At 40.2% G+C, this 21109-nt stretch carries 18 protein-coding genes, 1 pseudogene and 1 other annotated feature; all 19 genes and pseudogenes read right to left on the reverse strand.

The window, feature by feature from the left end; translation table 11 throughout:
• Positions 1–93 precede the first annotated feature (93 nt).
• The 19 genes and pseudogenes from EL081_RS05530 to EL081_RS05620 all read right to left on the reverse strand — a co-directional run bounded on the left by EL081_RS05530 (position 94) and on the right by EL081_RS05620 (position 21101).
• Positions 94–546: a hypothetical protein gene (locus EL081_RS05530; RefSeq protein ID WP_126404278.1), complete on the reverse strand. Its 453-nt coding sequence runs from the start codon at positions 544–546 to the stop codon at positions 94–96.
• Between the two features lie 455 nt (positions 547–1001).
• Positions 1002–1163: a LysR family transcriptional regulator gene (locus EL081_RS10255; protein WP_126404279.1), complete on the reverse strand. Its 162-nt coding sequence runs from the start codon at positions 1161–1163 to the stop codon at positions 1002–1004.
• Positions 1164–1172: 9 nt separating this feature from the next.
• Positions 1173–2726 carry a BCCT family transporter gene (locus EL081_RS05540; RefSeq protein WP_126404280.1) on the reverse strand — a complete coding sequence of 518 codons (1554 nt, stop codon included), beginning with the start codon at positions 2724–2726 and terminating at the stop codon, positions 1173–1175.
• Between the two features lie 165 nt (positions 2727–2891).
• Positions 2892–2957: pseudogene (locus EL081_RS10260) on the reverse strand (nucleotidyl transferase AbiEii/AbiGii toxin family protein); the annotation flags it as partial.
• Entirely contained in the window at positions 2954–3547 is a 594-nt protein-coding gene (locus tag EL081_RS05545; protein ID WP_126404281.1) for a type IV toxin-antitoxin system AbiEi family antitoxin domain-containing protein, read from the reverse strand. The pseudogene EL081_RS10260 and the gene EL081_RS05545, both read right to left, overlap by 4 nt.
• 58 nt (positions 3548–3605) lie before the next feature.
• Positions 3606–4730, reverse strand: coding sequence for a CHAP domain-containing protein (locus tag EL081_RS10100; RefSeq protein ID WP_431355026.1), 1125 nt, complete (start codon positions 4728–4730; stop codon positions 3606–3608).
• A gap of 8 nt (positions 4731–4738) precedes the next feature.
• Positions 4739–4861 (reverse strand): hypothetical protein, encoded by a 123-nt coding sequence (locus EL081_RS10220; RefSeq protein WP_126404282.1) that lies wholly within the window; start codon positions 4859–4861, stop codon positions 4739–4741.
• A 59-nt stretch (positions 4862–4920) separates the two neighbouring features.
• A complete protein-coding gene (locus EL081_RS05560; protein ID WP_126404283.1) occupies positions 4921–5172 on the reverse strand; it encodes a hypothetical protein in 252 nt (83 codons plus the stop codon).
• 29 nt (positions 5173–5201) lie between these two features.
• A complete protein-coding gene (gene rplL / locus EL081_RS05565; protein ID WP_061564003.1) occupies positions 5202–5570 on the reverse strand; it encodes a 50S ribosomal protein L7/L12 in 369 nt (122 codons plus the stop codon).
• Between the two features lie 76 nt (positions 5571–5646).
• Complete coding sequence (gene rplJ / locus EL081_RS05570) at positions 5647–6147, reverse strand: 50S ribosomal protein L10 (protein WP_126404284.1); 501 nt, start codon at positions 6145–6147, stop codon at positions 5647–5649.
• Between the two features lie 38 nt (positions 6148–6185).
• Positions 6186–6320: a sequence feature (ribosomal protein L10 leader region), on the reverse strand.
• Between the two features lie 62 nt (positions 6321–6382).
• Positions 6383–7180: a formate/nitrite transporter family protein gene (locus EL081_RS05575; RefSeq protein WP_126404285.1), complete on the reverse strand. Its 798-nt coding sequence runs from the start codon at positions 7178–7180 to the stop codon at positions 6383–6385.
• A gap of 191 nt (positions 7181–7371) precedes the next feature.
• A complete protein-coding gene (locus tag EL081_RS05580; RefSeq protein ID WP_126404286.1) occupies positions 7372–8070 on the reverse strand; it encodes a glucosaminidase domain-containing protein in 699 nt (232 codons plus the stop codon).
• Positions 8071–8216: 146 nt separating this feature from the next.
• Positions 8217–8813: a ribosome biogenesis GTP-binding protein YihA/YsxC gene (yihA, locus tag EL081_RS05585; RefSeq protein WP_023023313.1), complete on the reverse strand. Its 597-nt coding sequence runs from the start codon at positions 8811–8813 to the stop codon at positions 8217–8219.
• An 11-nt stretch (positions 8814–8824) separates the two neighbouring features.
• Entirely contained in the window at positions 8825–10057 is a 1233-nt protein-coding gene (clpX, locus tag EL081_RS05590; protein WP_023023314.1) for an ATP-dependent Clp protease ATP-binding subunit ClpX, read from the reverse strand.
• A gap of 210 nt (positions 10058–10267) precedes the next feature.
• Positions 10268–10780, reverse strand: a complete 513-nt coding sequence (locus tag EL081_RS05600; protein WP_023023315.1) for a dihydrofolate reductase — start codon at positions 10778–10780, stop codon at positions 10268–10270.
• Positions 10781–10929: 149 nt separating this feature from the next.
• A complete protein-coding gene (locus tag EL081_RS05605; protein ID WP_126404287.1) occupies positions 10930–18303 on the reverse strand; it encodes a CshA/CshB family fibrillar adhesin-related protein in 7374 nt (2457 codons plus the stop codon).
• A 238-nt stretch (positions 18304–18541) separates the two neighbouring features.
• Positions 18542–19381, reverse strand: coding sequence for a thymidylate synthase (locus EL081_RS05610; RefSeq protein ID WP_126404288.1), 840 nt, complete (start codon positions 19379–19381; stop codon positions 18542–18544).
• Between the two features lie 94 nt (positions 19382–19475).
• Positions 19476–20435, reverse strand: coding sequence for an ROK family glucokinase (locus EL081_RS05615; RefSeq protein WP_126404289.1), 960 nt, complete (start codon positions 20433–20435; stop codon positions 19476–19478).
• A gap of 135 nt (positions 20436–20570) precedes the next feature.
• Positions 20571–21101, reverse strand: coding sequence for a DUF308 domain-containing protein (locus EL081_RS05620; protein ID WP_126404290.1), 531 nt, complete (start codon positions 21099–21101; stop codon positions 20571–20573).
• Positions 21102–21109 lie beyond the last annotated feature (8 nt).

Here is a 21109-nt window from a genome sequence, read left to right on the forward strand (position 1 = left end):
ATATCAGAACCCCCTTAGGCTAGCAAGGAAAAGAGCAGATGAAAAGCAAGGAATAAAAAAGAGGATAGACTCAGCTATCCCTTCTAGATACGATTATTTTTGACGTTTGAATTTTGCATCTTTGAAGAAAGCAAAAACTTCATAATCACTAGATTCTGCTTTTGATACATCCAAAGTCAAAACATCACCATCAATCTTATACTTGACTTTATCTTTACCACCTTCTGCTGATTCAAGAGTTTTACCATTCTGATCAGCTTTCAGGTCAATTGTTTTCTCTTTGCTTTCACCAAGAGCATCCATTTTGATAATCATCTTAGCTTTTGTATCTTTAATTTCAATTGTCATTGTCAATGATAATTGATCAATGACCTGCTCAAGTTGCTCTTCAGTAGCCCCTTGCTTTTTAAGGATACTTTTAATTTGATCCTTCTCAGCTTTATAGACATATTTCCCATTATCGCTAGTTGTAGAGCCACAAGCTACAAGGAAAAACGCACCAACTGCCAACAAAGCAGCAAAGACAAGACGTTTAAAGTATTTCATCAGAAATCTCCTTTTTTGTTTATAGGAACTATTTTAGCAAAAAAATAGAAGTCTAACAACATAATAAATTAGTAAGAACTTGAAAAGATATGGAAGTGGCTTGTGATTATAGAATCGCTAAACGAGATTTAAAGGTGAAAGTTTATTGTATGAGTTAAAAACTGTATTTTAAGAGTACAATACTTTTTCTTGTAAATATAAAATATTTCCAATATATTGAATAATAGAATTTAAATTTAAGGCAGTTTATTTATGAAAGTAAACGATCATTCTAAAGACAAAGATTAATACTCTCCTTTTACTTATTAATAATTTCAAATTGTTAAAATGCTATATATACTCCAATAAGACTTAGATACTATCTAGAAATATAGCTTTTCATTAAAGAAAATTATAACAAGGGTCATACACTCGACATAGGACAAAAGTAAATCTGTACAAATATAGATCTAATTTCAAAATTGTACACAAAAAAAACCGAGGTCTAAACCTCGGTTTTCATTTTGATTGGAAACTCGATTATTTAAGAGTAACTGAAGCTCCAGCTTCTCAGCTGCCTTGGAGATACTCCCCTCCTCAGCAATAGTAATAAAATAACGAAGCACTCTTAACTCCATGCCATCCTCCTAATTTTCCTCATAAGATTTAAACGGTTGATTCTTCTCAGGATATCGGTCTGGTGTAATGGCGAGTCCCATTTGCTCTTTTTCGTGATATAACTCTTTCATAAGCGACCACATCATCAACACTAGTACTATGGAAAATGGAAAAGCGACAATAATGAGCGTGTTTTGTAAAGCTGTCAATCCACCAGAAAACATGAGTGCAATAGCAATCAAGGCCAGCATGACACCCCAAATCACCTTATTACGATTACTTGGATTTAGATTGCCATCTTCAGACAACATGGCCAAAACATAGGTGGCAGAATCCGCCGAGGTCACAAAGAAGGTTAAAACTAAAGTAATTGCCAGGAGTGAAAGGACACTTCCCAGAGGATATTCATTAAAAGAGGCAAAAAGAATTTCTTCTGTGGCAAAACGTATCAAATCAACCCCCGAATCTTGTAGTGAAGTAGATAAGGTACCAAAAGCAGAAAACCAGATAAAACTAAGGACTGTTGGTGCCAAAAGCACTACTGTCAAAAATTCGCGAATAGTCCGACCTTTTGAGATACGGGCAATAAAGACGCCCACAAAAGGTGACCAGGAAATCCACCATGCCCAGTAAAAAATGGTCCATTGGTTAATCCAAGCCCGCTTGGTCTCATCAAAAGCCGCCGCCCGAAAACTCATACGGAAGAAGTTTTGAAAATAAAGGCCGATAGAGTCTGTCATGGTGTCAAATATCTTAACCGTTGGCCCCAAAACTATGACTCCAGCAAGCAAGACAACAGCTAAAATCAAGTTTGTATTAGATAGGATTTTAACACCCTTTCCTAAACCTGATAAGGCAGAAATAAGAAAAAGAATTGTCGCAATGATGATAATGATGACTTGCACAAGACTATTATTAGGAATACCAAAGACATAGGAGAGACCACCATTGATTTGTGAGGCACCAAAGCCGAGCGTTGTCGCTACCCCAATCACTGTCGCAATAATGGTGATGGTATCGATAATGGTTGCTATTGGTCCGTCCGCATATTTTCCCAAAAGAGGCTTAAAGACGACTGAGAGCTGATATTTCTCCCGTTTACGAAAGCCAAAATAAGCCAAAGACAATCCCACCAGGGCATAGACCGCCCAAGCATGAAATCCCCAGTGAAAAAAAGTAAAACGAAAAGCATCTGCGAGAGCATCCGCACTGCCTATTTCTGCATTGGGCGTCGAGATAGCAAAGTGACTCAAAGGCTCTGCTGCCCCATAAAAGACCAGACCAATCCCCATTCCAGCAGAAAACATCATGGCAATCCATGACGTCGTCGAATGCTCTGGCCGACTCGTGGGATTACCCAAGCGAATCTGCCCTATCGGACTTACAATTAAAAAGACACAAAAAATTAAAATCCCCGTAACCAATAACAAGTAAAACCAGCCAACACTAGTTGTTAAGAGATTTTTTAAGTAAGAACTAATATTTTGAAACTGCTGGGGAACAAAGAGCCCTAACAAGACTAAAATAAATATGATGACGAGCGAAAGCTGAAAAACTTTTGTTATTTTAGAATGCTTCACCATTTTACCTCCTTATGTGTTCTTAGTTATCGAAAGTTTTTGAGAAAACTTAAAATTCTATATGGTTTCATTGTAACACAATTGTTTAATTTATACATATAACAACCGAATACATCTAACATATTCGCACCGTATTCTTCAAATATTTGACTAATCTTTTGAGAAAGAGATCCCTTTTTCTTTTGCAATATTCTCGATTTTAGCTTTGAAACTATTAGCATTTGAAAATTTCACGACAAGACCTCCACATATGATTGTAGTTTTTCGGTTACTTTAAATAGTTGTGCATAGTGATACAACTTGGCATAATCAACAGCTCCTTTTTTAAAGTAAGCTTGAAAAGCTGGAGCAATAACTTGAATATCGACATGATAAGCTGTTCTCAAACACTCCACTAATGTTCGTTCCATATCATATACTGAGATAAACTGTCCAGCCTGTCGCTCCAGTCTAATAATACCGATTTCATGATACTTTCTAGCGACAATTGGCTTGACACCAGCTTCTTTCATTTGCCTCGTATTTGTCCCGAAAGGAAAAGTCATCACAGGCTCAAATGGAATAGTAAGGGACAGACTATGTAACCAAAGTGCTATTTCTAAGGAATAAATTCCTTTTGGAAAACGGTACTGTAAACTAAAATAGTCATCGATATAGGTATCTGGCAGATGATAGATACCTCTTTCAATTGATTCCACTTTCCCTTTTGAGACTAATTGATTCAGTTGTTGATAAGAAAAGTTAAGCTCTTCCATATCACGAAAAGTTATTACTCCATGATTATTTTTAATATAATTATAAACGGGTTTCTCTAACAAATCCATATCACCACCTCCAAAACAATATGCTAACAAATACGATTATTGTTAGCATATACTTTTTTTATTTCGTCGTATAAGCAAAACTCAAACTACTATCCACTACAGATAATTTACGGAAGGTATAGTTTGGATTACCATTGTAGTTGGTTTCTGAGATAAGAAATGAACCGTCTGGGTAGACTTTCTCCACAAAAGCCACATGTCCATATTCTGTTGGTGTACCATGTCCTCCTCCCGCAAAGGAAAGAATAGCTCCTGCTTGTGGACTTGTCCCTGACTCTCCACCGAGACTTGTGGCTGTACGCACCCAATCTTGGCCATTGCCCATGGTACTGATAATTGGAATCTTCTCACCGTTTTTTCCTTTGAGTTTTAGACCCAGTTGGTTGATACGGGCTGCGACTCCCCAAGTACATTGGCCGTAAGCGTAACCCATACCATCACCACCTCCTGGAATAGAGTTTTCAAAAAAGTCTCCTCGTACAGCTTCAAGTGCTTTTAGATCACTTTGTGCTGTCCCGCCGTTGGGTTGACTAAAGCCTTTTTCAATTTGGTAATACCACTCACTGGCTCGTGTCTGACGTTCAAGTAGTTTATCACCACTATTTCCTTCCCAGTAAATGAGAAAGAGTTGGGCGATATTTTGCAAGATTGGTACTAGACTCATATTCCAAGAGCTAACTGTTGAGGTTTGTTCGGCGAAGTCTGGGATTTCTCCGACATTAGCAAACTCATCCAGATAGCTTCTAACATGGATAGGCAGTTGCCCTTTAAAGTCCACATCAGCCTGTCTGGTCAAAGTGGAGAAAACCATAGAGAAAAATAAAGCAGATAGAAAACGAAAGGTAGTATCATTATCTGGAATAACAAGATAGACCATAGTCTTCTGAGTGCCCCACGTTTTCAAGTCCATAGAGTCTTTTTGCGTCAAATCAATCACCGATTGGATATTAAAAAGGGCAAACTTCGCTGTTGTGACCGCAATTACCAAATCCAACGTCTTATCCTTATAGTATTGAAAATCTGCCCAGTTTCTCATGGTAAAGTTCTCGTGACCATATTTTTTAGCGTAATCTTCAAACAAGACTTTTGGGAGTTTATAATAACGCTCTGATGTCTGAAATTGATTAGCAGTAATACGTTTCATGATTATCCCTCCAAGACTAAAATTCCAAAATTCCCGAATTCCTCAAATCAGATTAAACCTGTTTGTTCCATTTCATTTACCAGTTGAGTTGCTTTTAGATTATCAACTCCCATGATGGTCATGATATGGCTCTTCACGATTTGACATGATGACTGTTCTTCCTTTTGCATAATTACCTCCGAAACGCAAAAAAAGGGTAGACAATCTAGTGTCTACCCCCGAAAGTTTATTAAAACAAAAATCCTGCCAAAGAATTGTTGGCAGGATTTTTGGCAGGAAACCAAATCAATTTATCAGTTTCTATCAATCGCTTATCGCTCTCAAAGACTGGTAAATAGGGATTCCGCAATCTAATTATGATGTGACTCTTATTTAAGAGTTGTTGATGTCCTGGATAAAATTTACAAATAGTTTGCCCCTTTTTTGCCCCTTCTAGAACAAAAAGAAAAACCGCTACTCCTAAGAATAGCGGTTTAATCATGTTTTTAAGCTACAAATGTAGTCGCTCTATTATTTAAGAGTAACTGAAGCTCCAGCTTCTTCCAATTTAGCTTTGATTTCTTCAGCTTCAGCTGTAGCAACACCTTCTTTAACAACTGCTGGTGCTCCATCAACAAGTTCTTTAGCTTCTTTAAGACCAAGACCTGTGATTTCACGTACAACTTTGATAACGCCGACTTTCTTGTCGCCTGCAGATGTCAATTCAACGTCGAATGAATCTTTAGCAGCACCAGCGTCAGCAGCACCAGCTGCAGCAACTGCTACAGGAGCAGCCGCAGTTACACCAAATTCTTCTTCGATAGCTTTTACAAGGTCGTTCAATTCAAGGATTGAAGCTTCTTTAATTTCAGCAATAATGTTTTCAATGTTCAATGCCATTGTTATTTCCTCCAAATAAGTTTTAAATTTTTTATTTATATTGTTTTGTAGCTAGGCTACGCTGCGTAGCTTAGGATTAAGCTGCGTCTTCTTTGTTGTCTGCAACCGCTTTGACTGCAAGAGCAACGTTGCGCACTGGCGCTTGAAGTACAGAAAGGAGCATAGAAAGAAGTCCTTCGCGGTTTGGAAGAGTTGCAAGAGCAAGGATCTCTTCTTTTGATGCGACAGCGCCTTCGATTGCACCACCCTTGATTTCAAGTGCGTCAGCAGTTTTAGAAAAATCGTTCAAGATTTTCGCTGGTGCAATAACATCTTCGTTAGAAAATGCTACAGCAGATGGTCCAACAAACACAGATGCAAGATCTTCAAGTCCAGCTTTTTCAGCTGCACGACGTAAGATTGAGTTTTTAATAACTTTGTACTCAACTTCGCTTCCACGAAGCTCACGACGAAGAACTGTATCTTGGTCAACTGTCAAACCACGAGCGTCAACAACGACGATAGATGCAGCAGCTTTCATTTTCTCAGCCACTACGTCAACTAGTTCCGCTTTTTTAGCAATAATTGCTTCACTCATTAGTGTGTTCACCTCCGTAATTATTTTGCTTGGGGAATTTTTCCAAAAGAAAAACGCGCCCAAACCTAGACACGAAAGTACAATACGCTTCTTTTACATGATACGTTTTGTCCTCGGTAGGATCTTTATGAGTCGAGCTCCCCTACTGTCTTAGGCAGTTTTTTCAAACCGTTATTTAGTGTATCACATAAAAAAAAAGAATGCAAGTATTTTTGCAAACTTTTTTTAAAAATAATTAATCTTTGTAAATAGTCTGGGTACGATTGAGCCATGCATAGGCCAAGCCCATGATGACTCCTCCTCCTACCCAGTTCCCTACAAAAGTGACAGTGTAATGACGAAGAACATTGAAGAACTCTAGGTGAGGCAAATCTTTAGAAATAGAATTAAACGTAGCCAGTGAGAAGGAAGCAAAGTTTGCAGCAATGTGTTCATTGGTAAGGAAAACAAACATATAAATTGCTGACAAAGCCATCAGAACTTTCGCTGTTTCATCTTTAAAGAATAAATAGGACAAAATAGCTATATTAACAAAGATGTTGGCAATAATCCCTTCAAAGAAGACCAATTGATTAGAGCGTTGCAATTTCATCTCTACAACCGAACCAAGGAAGCCCTTTGGATTCAAATTAGCAAAAGCACTTGTCTGACTGAAGAGAAATGCGAGTAACAAGGCACCAACTAGATTAAAAAATGTGCAATAGAGTAAAATTTCTAAAGCTTTCTTCCAATCAATCTTCTTTAGATAAACACCAGCTGTCAGGTACATCATATTTGAAGTCGTTAACTCACTATTTAAGAATAGTAAATAAACCAATCCCCACGCAAAAATAAATGGGAATAAGAAACGACCAGAACCTGGCAAGAAAGTGTTGAGAAGATCTGCCCCCACAATCCCTACAGCAGTACTCATTGTCAAAAACGCACCCGCGAACATAGAGCGAACCGCATAACGAGCTTTAGATGCCGTATACAATTCTTCCTTCTTCTGACATGCTGCTTCTACCTTAAGAACAAAATTTGATTCTCCCATCTGAATCTCCTTATATATTGAATTTGTGAACTTCTTCATTATATCATAGAATAGACTTTCTGAAAAGGTTTTCAGAAAAATTTAAAGTAAAAATCCTGAGTCCCACAAGAAAAATAAATAAATCGATTTAAAACGATAAAATAAAAAAACAGACTTTGAGAGTCTGTTTGAAATTCAATTTAAATCATATCTTACAAGAAACGATTCGCCCAAGCGATATCCAAGTTCAAGATTTCTTGAGTTGTATATTGTTGGCGATAAGGGTTGTAGACAGTACCTTCATAGCCACCATACACACTAGGTGAATCATACTGAGTAAGGTTGTAAGTTTCAATGATATGGTTCAATTTTGCATAGTAACTAGTGTCAGTAGCATAGACACCAGTTAAAGCAGCTGTTGCATCCTGATAGCTTGTTGTATTGCTCTTCCAAGCTCCTGCAAAATGACCTTGTTTCAAAACCGCAACGTAGTCTTGCAATGATTCATAGTAGCTAGGGTATGAACGGAAAGCATCATTGATGGTATAGGCATTTCCAGCACCGTCATCTTCCCAAGTTTGCATCACTGCAGATTGACCAGCATAGCTCCCTTTAATACCAAAAAGGTTATAGTGTGGATACGATGACAAACCAGATTGACCTGAACCACTTTCTAAAATGGCTTGAGCAATCATAACAGATGCATACAGATCATTTTCTTGACCAAGTTGGCGAGCAGATTCACCGATTTGTGAGATGAAGGCTTCTGTCGGATCTGCATATTGAGAATATGCTTCATCATTTGCTCCAACGTTTCCTACGTGCTCACTCATGGCTGCTGCTACTGTTCCTGCAGCTACCAGAGCTACTAAGGATCCAATCAATTTCGATTTATTTAGTATTTTTTTCAATGTGATAATCTCCTAATGTTATAATGAAAACTCTTTAAGATGATTATAGCACAGAAAAGCATTAAATTGTTGAGTTCAATATTACGTTTTAATTACAATATCGAGATAAATCAAACAAATAAATAACAGATCAGTAATAATACGATTTATTCCGAAAAACTAAAGTTAAAAATTACATCCCAAGCTTCTTCTACTCCAGTTTTATTGACCGATGAAAAGATGATAAAGGTATCTGTTTTATCAAAATCCAATTTCTTCTTGATCATGGATTCATGCTTGTTCCATTTTCCTCTTGGAATTTTGTCGGCTTTCGTCGCAACCAAGATAACAGGGATCTCGTAATATTTTAAAAACTCGTACATCTGGACATCATCTGCTGAGGGTTCATGACGAAGATCTACCAAGCTGACAACCGCTCTTAAATTTTCTCTCGTTGTCAGATATTCTTCAATCATCTTGCCCCATTTCTCGCGTTCTTTTTTGGAGACACGGGCATACCCATAGCCGGGTACATCGACAAAACGAAGTTTGTCATCGATATTGAAAAAGTTTAACAACTGTGTTTTTCCTGGTTTTCCAGATGTACGGGCCAAGTTCTTGCGATTTAGCATGGTATTTATAAAAGAAGACTTGCCGACATTTGATCGACCGGCAAGTGCAACTTCTGGGATATCATCTTGAGGATAATGGCTTTTATTAGCAGCACTCAAGAGGATATCCGCATTATGAGTATTTACTTTCATAGAATTTCTTTCTAGGCAGTTTCTAAAATTGGTTTTTCAGTTCCGTTAACTGCTTCTTTGGTGATCCGAACCATTTTGACGTCTTCTTGACTTGGAACTTCAAACATCACATCCAACATAGTTTCTTCGATGATGGAGCGTAGTCCGCGAGCACCAGTCTTGCGTTCAATGGCTTTACTTGCAATTTCTTCTAGCGCTTCGTCATCAAATTCTAATTCAACATCATCGAAGGATAAGAGAGCCTGATATTGTTTCACCAAGGCATTTCTTGGTTCTTTCAAAATACGAACCAAGTCATCCACTGTCAATTGCTCTAATGCAGCAAGAACTGGAAGACGACCGATTAACTCAGGAATAATACCGAATTTTTGGATATCTTCTGCAATGATTTCTTGCATGTAAGAGCTGGATTCATCAATGGCTTTGTTGTTTTGACCAAACCCAATAATCTTTTCACCTAGACGTTGTTTCACAATTTCTTCAATTCCATCAAAGGCTCCACCAACGATGAAAAGAATGTTTTTGGTGTCAACTTGGATCATCTCTTGTTGAGGATGCTTGCGTCCGCCTTGAGGTGGAACACTCGCTACAGTACCCTCGATGATCTTCAAGAGGGCTTGCTGTACCCCTTCACCAGATACATCACGAGTAATCGAGACGTTCTCACTCTTCTTGGCAATCTTATCGATTTCATCAACATAGATGATGCCTCGCTCAGCACGTTCGATATTGAAATCAGCTGCTTGCAAGAGCTTAAGAAGGATGTTCTCAACGTCTTCTCCGACGTAACCCGCTTCTGTCAAGGCTGTTGCATCGGCGATGGCAAATGGCACATTTAAACTCTTAGCAAGCGTTTGAGCTAAGAAAGTTTTTCCTGAACCTGTAGGACCGACCATCAAAATGTTTGATTTTTGTAGATCCACATCGTTGTCATCTTCACGATTTTCGTGGAAGTTAATCCGTTTGTAGTGATTGTAGACAGCTACTGCTAGTGCTCGTTTAGCACGATCTTGACCGATGACATAGTGGTTAAGGATATTGAGAAGTTCGATTGGTTTTGGAACCTCTGAAAGGTCTGCCAAGACTTCCTCAGCTAATTCTTCTCGAATGATTTCTTGAGCTAACTCAACACATTCATTACAGATAAAGGCATTGTTCCCAGCAATAATCTTCTGTACTTCGTCTTGGTTCTTACCACAAAACGAACAATAAACCATCATATCGTTTGATTGATTTGTAGGCATTTTCTTCTCCCGATTCTATAGTCTGTTTGTAATTTATTTAAATAAAGTCATATAAAAGGCGTGAATAGAATTCACAAGATTAGTAAAGGCATTTAATAAGAAGAGGGTGGCTAAGCCATAGCGCTTTTTCCGAAGAGTCTGGGAAGCACATACCAGGCAAATCACGCATAAAACTGCTGTAAAAAAGCCAAAGATACTACGTTCCATCAACTAGTCTTCCTTTCTTTCAAAATGTCTAATAGTAAAGTCGTAAGGGTTTTTTTCATCTTTTTCGAATGTCCGCTCGTCTAATAATTGAAACTGGTCCCACCGGAAATCTTCTGGGAAGTAGGTATCTCCTTCCAATTCGGCATCGATGACAGTCTGATAGAGCTCCTCTAGATGAGGCTCGAAAAGACGGATGACCTTCTCACCACCGATAATAAAGAGTGACAAATCCTGTCCCTTATACCAGTTTAAAACGTCTTCAACTGAGGTTTTTAGCAAAACCTTTTCATTCTCTACATCATACTTGTCATCTCTAGAGAGAATGATATTGGTCCGATTTGGGAGGACGCGTTTGTTTAAACCTTCGTAGGTAACTCTTCCCATGAGGATCGCATGGCCTGTAGTCGTTTGTTTAAAGTGCTGCAATTCAGCAGGTAAATGCCAAGGCATGACCTGATCTTTGCCGATCACTCCACTCTTCGTCTGAGCCCAAATGCCAATTACTTTCTTACTCATTTTTACATCCTTTATACTGATACTTCTATTTTATCAAATTTTTCAAGAAAAGACTGTTTCTAACTATTGCTTCCTTGAGCAAAACTTCCCATTTTTTCCCTCAAAAAAACCGCGATTTCTCGCGGTTTTAATGAGACAAATCCTAGATCTTAGTCTTCTTTTTTGCGTTTAGCAAGTCCGAATAATGAGAGACCTGTCAAGGCGCTAAGAATAGCAAGACCAGTTTTAGAAGTTTCCTCAGTACCAGTTTCAGGAAGAACTGCTGTTTCATCAGATGGATTGATAAATTTAGTTTCCTTAGTTTCTGGAACTGGTTTTGGATCTGGAGTTGGAACTGGATCTGGAGTTGGAACTGGATCTGGAGTCGGTGTTGGTGTTGGTGTAGGAACCGGAGTTGGTGTTGGTGTTGGAGTTGGTGTAGGAGTCGGTGTTGGTGTTGGTGTCACCGTCTTCTTGTAAATGTGTTGAGTATTACCGTTCTCATCTACAATTGTCTTAACAAACTCGTAACCTGGAATATCTTTCTTCGGTTGCTCACCATCTTCTGTTGGATAACCAGGAATTGGTTTTCCATTTTCATCTACGTGTGAAGTTGTAACTTTCTCGTAGACGTGCTCTGTATCACCATTAGGTAATTTCTTGGTTTCAACGAAACGGTAACCTGGAATTTCAGCTTTTGGCTCTTCTCCATCAACTGTAGGATATCCTGGGATTTCCTTACCTTCTTTATCAACAAACTTAGTGATTGGAAGAACAGTCGGTGTATAAGTTGCAGAAGCTTTTGTTCCGTTCACATCTTCACGAACTACTGTCACTGCTGGTGCAGTACCAGTAAATTCAGGTTCTGGAGTGAAAGTTACAGTTCCGTCTGCTGCTACTGTGTAAGTACCAACACCTGGAATCGTCTTCGTAGTTGAGCCATCTTCAAAGGTTGCTGGAACTTCGTCGTTCATTGGTACACGGCTGTCACCTTCGGTGAAGCTTGGTTTACCTGTTTGAGTAGCACCCTTCTTACCAATTGAAGTAACTGGTTCTCCTGTTGGTGCAACTGGAGTCACAGTTGGTGTGTACTTAGCTTTCACAACTGTACCATTCTTATCTTGGCGTTGAACCACGATTCCTGATGCAGTTCCAACAAATGATTTCTCTGGTACGAAGGTTACAGTTCCATCTGGAGCAACTGTGTAAGTTCCTTCTCCTGGAACAACCTTAGTAGTTGAGCCATCAACAAATGTTGCAGGTACATCATCGTCCATTGGTACTGCAGGATTTCCTTCAGTGAAGCTTGGTTTGCCTGTTTGAGTAGCACCTTGAATATCAGTTGATGTAGCTGGTTCTGCTGTTGGAACTACCGGAGTGATGAATGGTGTGTACGTTGTACGTGCAAAGGTACCATTTGCATCTTCCATTGAAACACCTACAGGAAGAACTTCACCTGAGTAAGCTTTGTTAGTTGGGGTGAAGATCACTTCGCCTTTCTCTTTATCAACTGTGAATTTACCGATGATATCGCCATTAGGTGCGAAGGCATCCAATTGGTCAGCTGGGTTACCAGAATCATCGTAAAGTCTCAAGGTTGAAGGGTTCATAGGAGCAATTGGATCCCCTTCAGTGAAGGTTGGTTTGCCTGTTTGAACAATTCCTTGAGGAGCTTTTGATGTAGCTGGTTCTGCTGTTGGAGTAACTGGTGTTACAGTTGGTGTGTAGGTTGCAGAAGCTTTTGTTCCGTTCATATCTTCACGAACAACTGTTACTGCTGGTGCTTCACCTACAAAGCGTGGATCTGGTGTGAAGGTTACAGTACCATCAGCTGCTACTGTGTAAATACCAACACCAAGAATTTCTTTCTTAGTTGAACCATCTTCAAAGGTTGCTGGAACTTCGTCGTTCAAAGGAACATTTTCATGACCAGCTGTGAAGGTTGGTTTACCTGTTTGGGTTTGACCTTGCTTGTCAGTTGAAGTTGCTGGCTCAGCAGTTGGGGTTACTGGTGTTACAGTTGGTGTGTAAGTTGCAGTAACTGGAGTACCGTTCTTATCAACACGTTTCACTGTTACCCCTGTACCTGTTCCAGTGAATGATTTTTCTGGTACGAAGGTTACAGTTCCGTCTGGAGCTACTGTGTAAGTTCCTTCTCCTGGAATTGTCTTCGTAGTTGATCCATCTTCAAAGGTTGCTGGAACTTCATCATCCATTGGAATTGCAGGGTTACCAGGTGTAAAGCTTGGTGTACCTGTTTGTGTTTTACCTTGGATGTCTGTAGATGTTGCAGGTTCAGCAGTTGGTACAACTGGAGTAATCTTAGGTGTGTATGTTGTTTCAGCTGGAGTGCCGTTTGCATCCTTGGCTTGAACCTTAACTGAAACTACATCACCTGAGTATGACTTATCAGTTGGTGTGAAGGTTACAAGGCCTGTTTCTTTATCAACTGTGAAAGTACCGATTTCTTTACCTTCTGGTGATTTAGCAACTACAGATTCTGCTGGTTGACCATTTTCATCAAGAAGAGTAATGGTATCTTTGTCGATTGGTGCAACTGAGTCACCTTCGGTGAAGGTCACAGTTCCAGTTTGAACCACACCTTGAGGTGCTTCTGATTCAGCCGGAGTTGCTGTTGGTGTTACTGGAGTTACAGTTGGTGTGTACTTAGCTGTTACTGGTGTACCGTTCTTATCTACACGTTTAACAGTCACGCCTGTTCCTGTTCCTGTGAATGATTTTTCTGGTACGAAGGTTACTGTTCCGTCTGGAGCTACTGTGTAAGTTCCTTCTCCTGGAATTGTTTTCGTAGTTGAACCATCTTCAAAGGTTGCAGGTGTATCATCATCCATTGGGACGTTTTCGTTACCTGGTGTGAAGGTTGGTTTACCAGATTGTTCTTGACCTTGTTTATCAGTTGAAGTTGCATCTTCTGCTGTTGGTGTTACTGGAGTTACAGTTGGTGTGTAGGTTGCAGATGCTTTCGTTCCGTTCTTATCTTCGCGGACAACGGTTACTGCTGGTGCAGTTCCTACGAATGATTTTTCTGGTACAAATGTAACAGTACCGTCTGCTGCTACTGTGTATGTACCAACACCTTCTACTGTCTTAGTTGTTGAACCGTCGTCGAATGTTGCTGGAACATCTTCGTTGATTTCAACAGTCTTCTCAACACCATTAACCGTTACAGTTCCACCCTTGAATTCAGGTTTACCTTTTTGAGTAGCACCTTGGATGTCAGTTGTTTCAGCTGGTGTTGCTTCAGGTGTTACAGGTAATACTGTTGGTGTGTAGGTCGCTGAAGCTTTTGTTCCGTTCTTATCTTCGCGGACAACTGTCACGGCTGGTGCAGTTCCTACGAATGATTTTTCTGGTACAAATGTAACAGTACCGTCTGCTGCTACTGTGTATGTACCAACACCTTCTACTGTCTTAGTTGTTGATCCGTCGTCGAATGTTGCTGGAACATCTTCGTTGATTTCAACAGTTTTCTCAACACCATCAACCGTTACAGTTCCACCCTTGAATTCAGGTTTACCTGTTTGAGTAGCACCTTGGATGTCTTTGGTTTCAGCAGGTGTTGCTTCAGGTGTTACTGGCAATACTGTTGGTGTGTAGGTCGCTGAAGCTTTTGTTCCGTTCTTATCTTCGCGGACAACTGTCACAGCTGGTGCAGTTCCTACAAATGATTTTTCTGGTACAAATGTAACAGTACCGTCTGCTGCTACTGTGTATGTACCAACACCTTCTACTGTCTTAGTTGTTGAACCGTCATCGAATGTTGCTGGAACATCTTCGTTGATTTCAACAGTCTTTTCAACGCCATCAACCGTTACAGTTCCACCCTTGAATTCAGGTTTACCTGTTTGAGTAGCACCTTGAACATCTTTTGTTTCAGCTGGTGTTGCAGTTGGTGTTACTGGAACAATCTCTGGAGTGTAAGTTGTATCAACCTTGATTCCGTTTGAGCTTTCAGCTTGAACCTTAACTGGCGTTACTTTACCTGTGTAAGACTTATCAGTTGGTGTGAAGGTTACAGCACCAGTTGCTGGGTCGATCGTGAATGTACCGATTGGTGTTGTTCCATCTTCCGCGTAAGCTGTTGTAGTTGAAACTTCGTTACCATCTTTATCCAAAAGTGTGTAGCTGTTATCTTTAATAGTGATTTTTTTGTCTTCACCATTTACAGAAACAGTTGTACCCGCAAAGGTTGGAGTACCTGTTTGAGTGGCACCTTGGATATCTTTAGATGTAGCTGGATCTGCTGTTGGTACAGCTGCTTTTACAGTAGGTGTGTAGCTTGCATCAGAAGTGATAGTTGCAGTTTTACCATTAGCATTTGTAACAGTCGCAGTTGCTTGGACTTTAACCCCTTTAGCAGTTCCGACAAAGTCTTTCTCAGGAGTGAAGGTTACCGCACCTGTAGTAGGATTAATTGAATATGTTCCTTCACCTTCTACTGTCACAGTAGTTTCATCAGTAGGTTGACCAGTTGCTGGGTCTACCAATTTCTTACTTGTGATTTTCGCAGTCTTATCGTTGCTCAAGTCAAATGTAGGAGTTTGAGTTTGTGGAACGTTTTGGATATCCTCAGAAACCTTGTCTGTTGGAGTGATAGCAATTGGAGTTACAGTTGGAGTGTACTTAGCTGTAGCTGTCTTAACGTACTCCTTTTGAACCTTACCGTCTTTATTACGTCCAACTGGCGCTGATAATGTAACATCCACACCTTTGGCTGTTCCAACAAAGTCTGGTTCTGGAGTGAAGGTTACTTCACCTGTTGAAGGATTGATCGTGTATGTTCCTTCCCCTTCAACTGTTACAGATGGCGCATCCGTAGTAAGACCTGTAGCTGGGTCTACCAACTTAGCCGGGTATTCTGCACTTGGAGTGACTGCAATCTTGTCGCCATTTAAGTTAGTAGCAGTTGTATTAAAGGTAGGTGTTTCTTTTTGAGTTGCCCCTTGAACATCAGTCGATGTCTTGTCAACTCCTTCGATTTCAATAGGAGTAACTGTTGGAACGTATTGACCATCCATGGTATTTAACTGACCATTAATGTTTGGTTCTTGGTCTGGGAATTTTGTTGACCAACCCGTATCGTAACCATTGTTATCTACACGACGGATAGAGATACCATCTGCAGTTCCTAGGAAATTATCTTCTGGGATAAACTCAACGTCTACGTCTTTACCATTGGCAGTAATCTTGTATTTCCCTTGACCTGGTACGACATAGTAACCTTCAGCATCAAGAGTTGCACGGTTGCCATCTTTATCAACGATGTATGGTTCTACAGTTTCGTCGATGACTGCCTGAGAGTTACGGTCATACTTGTGTTCACCACGAGCTGTAAAGGTTACTGTTGCTGTTTGTTTAGTAGCTTGAGGACCAGAAGTTTCCTTGAATTCCCCTTTTGGTGGATGGGTGATTTGAGTCTTGAAGTCTTCTACTTCCCCTGAAAAGGCCATACCCGTTGGGCTTTCAATCTCAGTAGCTTTCTTAGCAATACGGACACGAGCACCAAGCTCGTTGACGCTAGGATCGATGTAAGTCTTGCTGTTTGCAAAGGTCAACTCAACAGTGCCATCTTGTGTGATTGTAGCGAGATTTGAGCGTTCATCCTCATCGAATTTACCATTTTGGTTAAAGTCTACCCAACCATAAATATGTGCTTCTGAAGCTCCATCCAAATGGGCTTGAACTGACATCTTGTAGTTACCTGGACGTGTACGGTCCATCTTGATCATCTCATTGGTTGTCCCTTTGAGTTCATCTGGAAGCAATTGGTTAATTCCTTCATCGGCCGTAGTTGCCTTATCATCACCGAACCAGTCAAGAGTCGTATTCTCATCCATATCTGGGCTTACGCTACCAAGATACGGTTGATTTACTTTAGCTCCAGTAACGCCATCTACAGTTGCAATGGTATGAACTGCCTTACCGTATGACTCAGGAGCATCCCCTTCATCAAGTGGGAAGAATCCTAGCATAGCAGACTGTTTACCACCCGAAGCGATGTAAAGTCCAACTTCAGAGGCACCACGTGTCATCACGAGTGGAACAGTATAATTACCTGCAGAAATGTTTGGTCCAAAGATACCAGTTCCTAGACCACCAGTTACTTGGTCAGGATTTCCGAAATATTTCCAAGCTACTGGTTTCTTTTCTGGTCCAACTTGATCAGAATCACGAAGTTGTCTTAGGTTAATGTTATTATATTTAGGTTTAGGTCCAAAAAGGTTCTCTGTATCTTGTGGTTCATAAGGTACAGAGGTGGCTGGTCTGGTAGACTTTTTCCATTCTCCAAGGTGCTGCCAACCTTGTCCGTTGGTAGTGAACATAACAAATTCACCAGGGTTAGCAGACTCCCCATCAGCCATAACAATAGCTGGCTTAACTTTCTTTCCACGGAAGGTTGCAGAGATTTCAAACTGAACTCCAATATTTCCACCATTCATAGCTGAACCCATGGTAGTCTTCTTGGCTTTCGTATCAACGTTTTCATGTCTAACTTCAGTCCAATTATTTTGAGCATCAGCGACAACGTCGGCTTCTTCGCCATCATTAAAAGCTTTTTTAGCCCCTGTTGAAGTAACACCCTTTACATATCCATTTTTTGCATTTGGATCATAGGTTGCTTTTTCAGCTTCTGTAGCCCCTTGCTCTTCCATCCGTTTTTTATAGATTTCAGTCGCTTGGAAAGGTTTCAAAGATTTAACTTTTACAGTGACTACATAGCCAGGCATGATTTCCTTGGTATAGGTTGCCCCAACTTGAAGAGCCAGTCTTTCTTCTAAATCTTTATCAGGAAATTGGTCATTTTTAGGAACAATGACTGTTTTTGCACCTGTCCAGTTGGCTACATCTCCAAAGTCCAACCAAGTAATCTGGCTAGTCATAGATTTGGCATCAAGATCTGTTGTAAATCCTGGTTTTTCAACTTTTGGAGTTGAAGTTGCGTCTTCAACGTCATCCCCAATCAAGCTTTCGTCATTAGCGTCTCCAACAGCACGACGAGTACGTTTACTACGTTTACCACCAGAAGTTTCTGCTGTCACAGCATTGTTTTCTGACGCTGGTGCTACGACACCTGCAGCCACTTCTTCTTTCTTATCTGTTGCAGCTGCTTCAGTTGCCTTGTTGTTAGGGTTTGTTGAAGCTTCTGTTGCTACAGGAGTAGCTACAGAAGCTTTATCTTCAGTAGTAGCTGTAGATGTTGGTTCTGTCGCTGCAGCTGGTGCTACACCTGCGGCAGTTACTGGAGCTTCAGCTTTATAAGTTGTAGCTGCAGTTGGAGCTTCACTTGTTGTAGTGGGTGCTTCAGTTGTCGTAGAAGCAGCAGCTTCTGTTGTTGTAGCAGGTTGAGCCCCTTCTTCTGTTGCCTTTGCAACAGTTGCTGGGTTCTCTGCGTTTTCTTCGGCTGCTACGCTAGACGCTGTACCAACCATAACGAGTGTTCCTAAAAGGACAGAGCAAACTCCGACATTCAATTTACGAATCGAAAATCTGCTAATGCGATCATTAAATAAATCTTTGCCCATATTTTCCTCCATAATTTTTTACAATTAATAAGCTAATTTATTGGCCTATATTTTAAACCTTATATATTCTATCAGATTAGTTAAAAATATCAAAGTGAAATGACTCAAAAAACTAATCATTTTTAAAATTTTTGATGATATTACTAATCATTAAATTTAAATAATAGGAAGTATGGTTCATTTTTATGAAAAAACTTAAACTTTCTTCCTATCTATATAGTGATTTTTTGTTTAAAGCCTAAATAGCCAAATCAAACTTCAATTGAGGTTTGACTGGATCATAATCTTCCAAAACAAAGTCCTCGGCTTTAATATCAAAAAAATTGGTGCCATCTGGTACATTCAATACCAAACGAGGCTGGCAATCAGATGGCTCGCGCCGAAGTAATTCTTCTGCCTGTTCGAATTGGTTATCATAGATGTGGAGGTTGTTAATAAAGTAAAAGAACTTGCCAACCTTCCAGCCAAAATGCTTGGCAATCATCATTTGAAGAGCCACGTATTGCATGGCATTGATATGGTGCGCTACCAACATGTCATTCGAACGTTGGGTCAAGGTCGCATCCAGATAGATTTCCCCATCGACACGACGTACATCAAACATGGTTTGAAAAGCACAAGGCAAGAGTCCTTCTGACTCTTCAAAGGCTTGGTAGTCCCATAGAGAAATGATATTACGACGATTCCAGGGATTGGCTTCCAGCTGTTTGAGAATTTTGTTGATGATGTCGTGCTTTTTAACGACAGCACCATAACGCTCTCCAATTGTTCCCGTATCTCCTACTTCCCAGTCGTTCCAGTAATGAACTTGGTACTTGTCGTTTAGGAGTTCCAGACTATTGGACTGGTCCTGGTAGATCCAGAGCAACTCTTTGATGGCTGACTTGATGGCAATAGGACGAAGAGTCGTAATAGGGAACTCGCCCTTGGCCAGATCGAACTCCATAAAAGCCCCAGTGATGTACTTGGAATTGGCAGTTGTGCCATCCTTGTACTTAGGCCGAGCCTGCTCAGACCAGACGCCTTCTTCCATAATTCTTCGAATATTTTCTTTAAAAAGGATATCTGCTTTTGTCATTAAACCTCCTTAGATACTTTAATACCTACATTATAACACAGGATAAATAAAAAGAGTTCTAAATAATACAATTTAAAACTCTTTCCGTATGATTCTATTGTAGGACAAGTGACGCAGCACCAATCACACCTGCATCATTTCCAAGATTAGCAAGCACCAGTTGGGTTGATGTCCGAACTTGTGGGAAGGTATTTTCATCAAAGACCTTTTGAACCCCATCCAAGAGGAATTGACCAGCTGCTGATACACCACCACCAATGACGATGTTGGCTGGGTTCAAGACACTAGCGATGTTGGCACAAGCAATACCCAAGTATTGAGAGAAATGACGGTAGACAATCAAGGCCAACTCATCTCCATCTTTAGCCAAATCAAAGACTGTCTTAGCTGTAACTTCTTCGCCATTATCAATGAGACGTTTCAAGGTCGCATCTCCTGCATATTCATCTGCATAGCGACGAGTCAAATTGACAATCCCGGTTGCTGAAGCTACGGTCTCCAAGCAACCTTTTTTACCACAGGTACAATCAAATGGACGATCGAAGTCTACTGTGATATGGCCAAGCTCACCAGCTACACCACCGGCACCGTGCAAGAGTTTTCCTTCCGCAACGATACCGCCACCAACACCAGTTCCAAGTGTCATGAAGACGACATCTGGTTGATTTTCACCAGCACCTTTCCAGCGTTCTCCAAGGGCAGCTACGTTGGCATCATTATCGATGAAGAAAGGAATTCCCAAGGCAGATTCAATATCTTTCTTGATGGGTTGTACGGTTTTCCAGTTGAGGTTGTATGCTCCAACGACAGTTCCTTCGAAGCGATCCACTGCACCAGGAGATCCCATCCCAATTCCAATAAAATCTTCTGCGGATAAGTTTAACAACTCCAAGTGGTGTTGAATGGAAGCGATGATATCAGGAACGATGTGGCTTCCTTCGTCAAGGATGTTGGTCTTGATAGACCACTTCTCTTGAATCTCTCCTTCTTGCGTTAAAATGGCAAATTTGACAGATGTTCCACCTAAGTCAATACCAATAATTTTTTTGGACATTTTATACTCCTTTGTTCCTATTCTCTTGACACTAGTATACCAAAATGTGAAAAGGGTTTCAATTGTTTTTCAAGAATTCTCTCAATTTCATTTGCAAAAAAAGAACCCTGTCTGCAAAAACACAGACAGATTTCTTTACTCTTCGTTATGTAGTTTTAAAAAGAGTCTCAAGGATTGAACGCCAATTATGAAAAAGAACAATCCCAAAATATGTAACAAGAAGACACTAATAGATAGAGGACTAACAATGAGAAACAATCCTGTAAACAGTTGAATCAACCCCCAAAAAGTAAACTTCTTGGATAATTCTTCAGATCGTTTGGAAAGATAGTGAGCCTTACGCAAACTCAAAGCAGACTTATATAAGAGCCAAATTCCAAGTGTGATCGGAAAGACAATCGGCAAGGTCTTGTAGCCATATAGCAAGAGATAGACTGCAAAGACTAGCGAGACCACACTTTGAAATAAATAGGGATCCGACAAGGTCGCTTGAGCCCGTAGACGATAGTAACGTGATAAGCGCGAAACTGAAATCAAGAAAAAGCCCAGAGAAATCAACCAACTAAAGGTGGCAATTTTTTCGATTGGATTCACAAAGAGAATAAAACCAATGCCACAAAATAAAAATGATGACAATAACAGACTGTATTTGCTAATATGATGCATTCTTCCTC

The sequence above is a fragment of the Streptococcus viridans genome (assembly GCF_900636365.1).
Classification (GTDB): Bacteria; Bacillota; Bacilli; order Lactobacillales; family Streptococcaceae; genus Streptococcus; species Streptococcus viridans_A.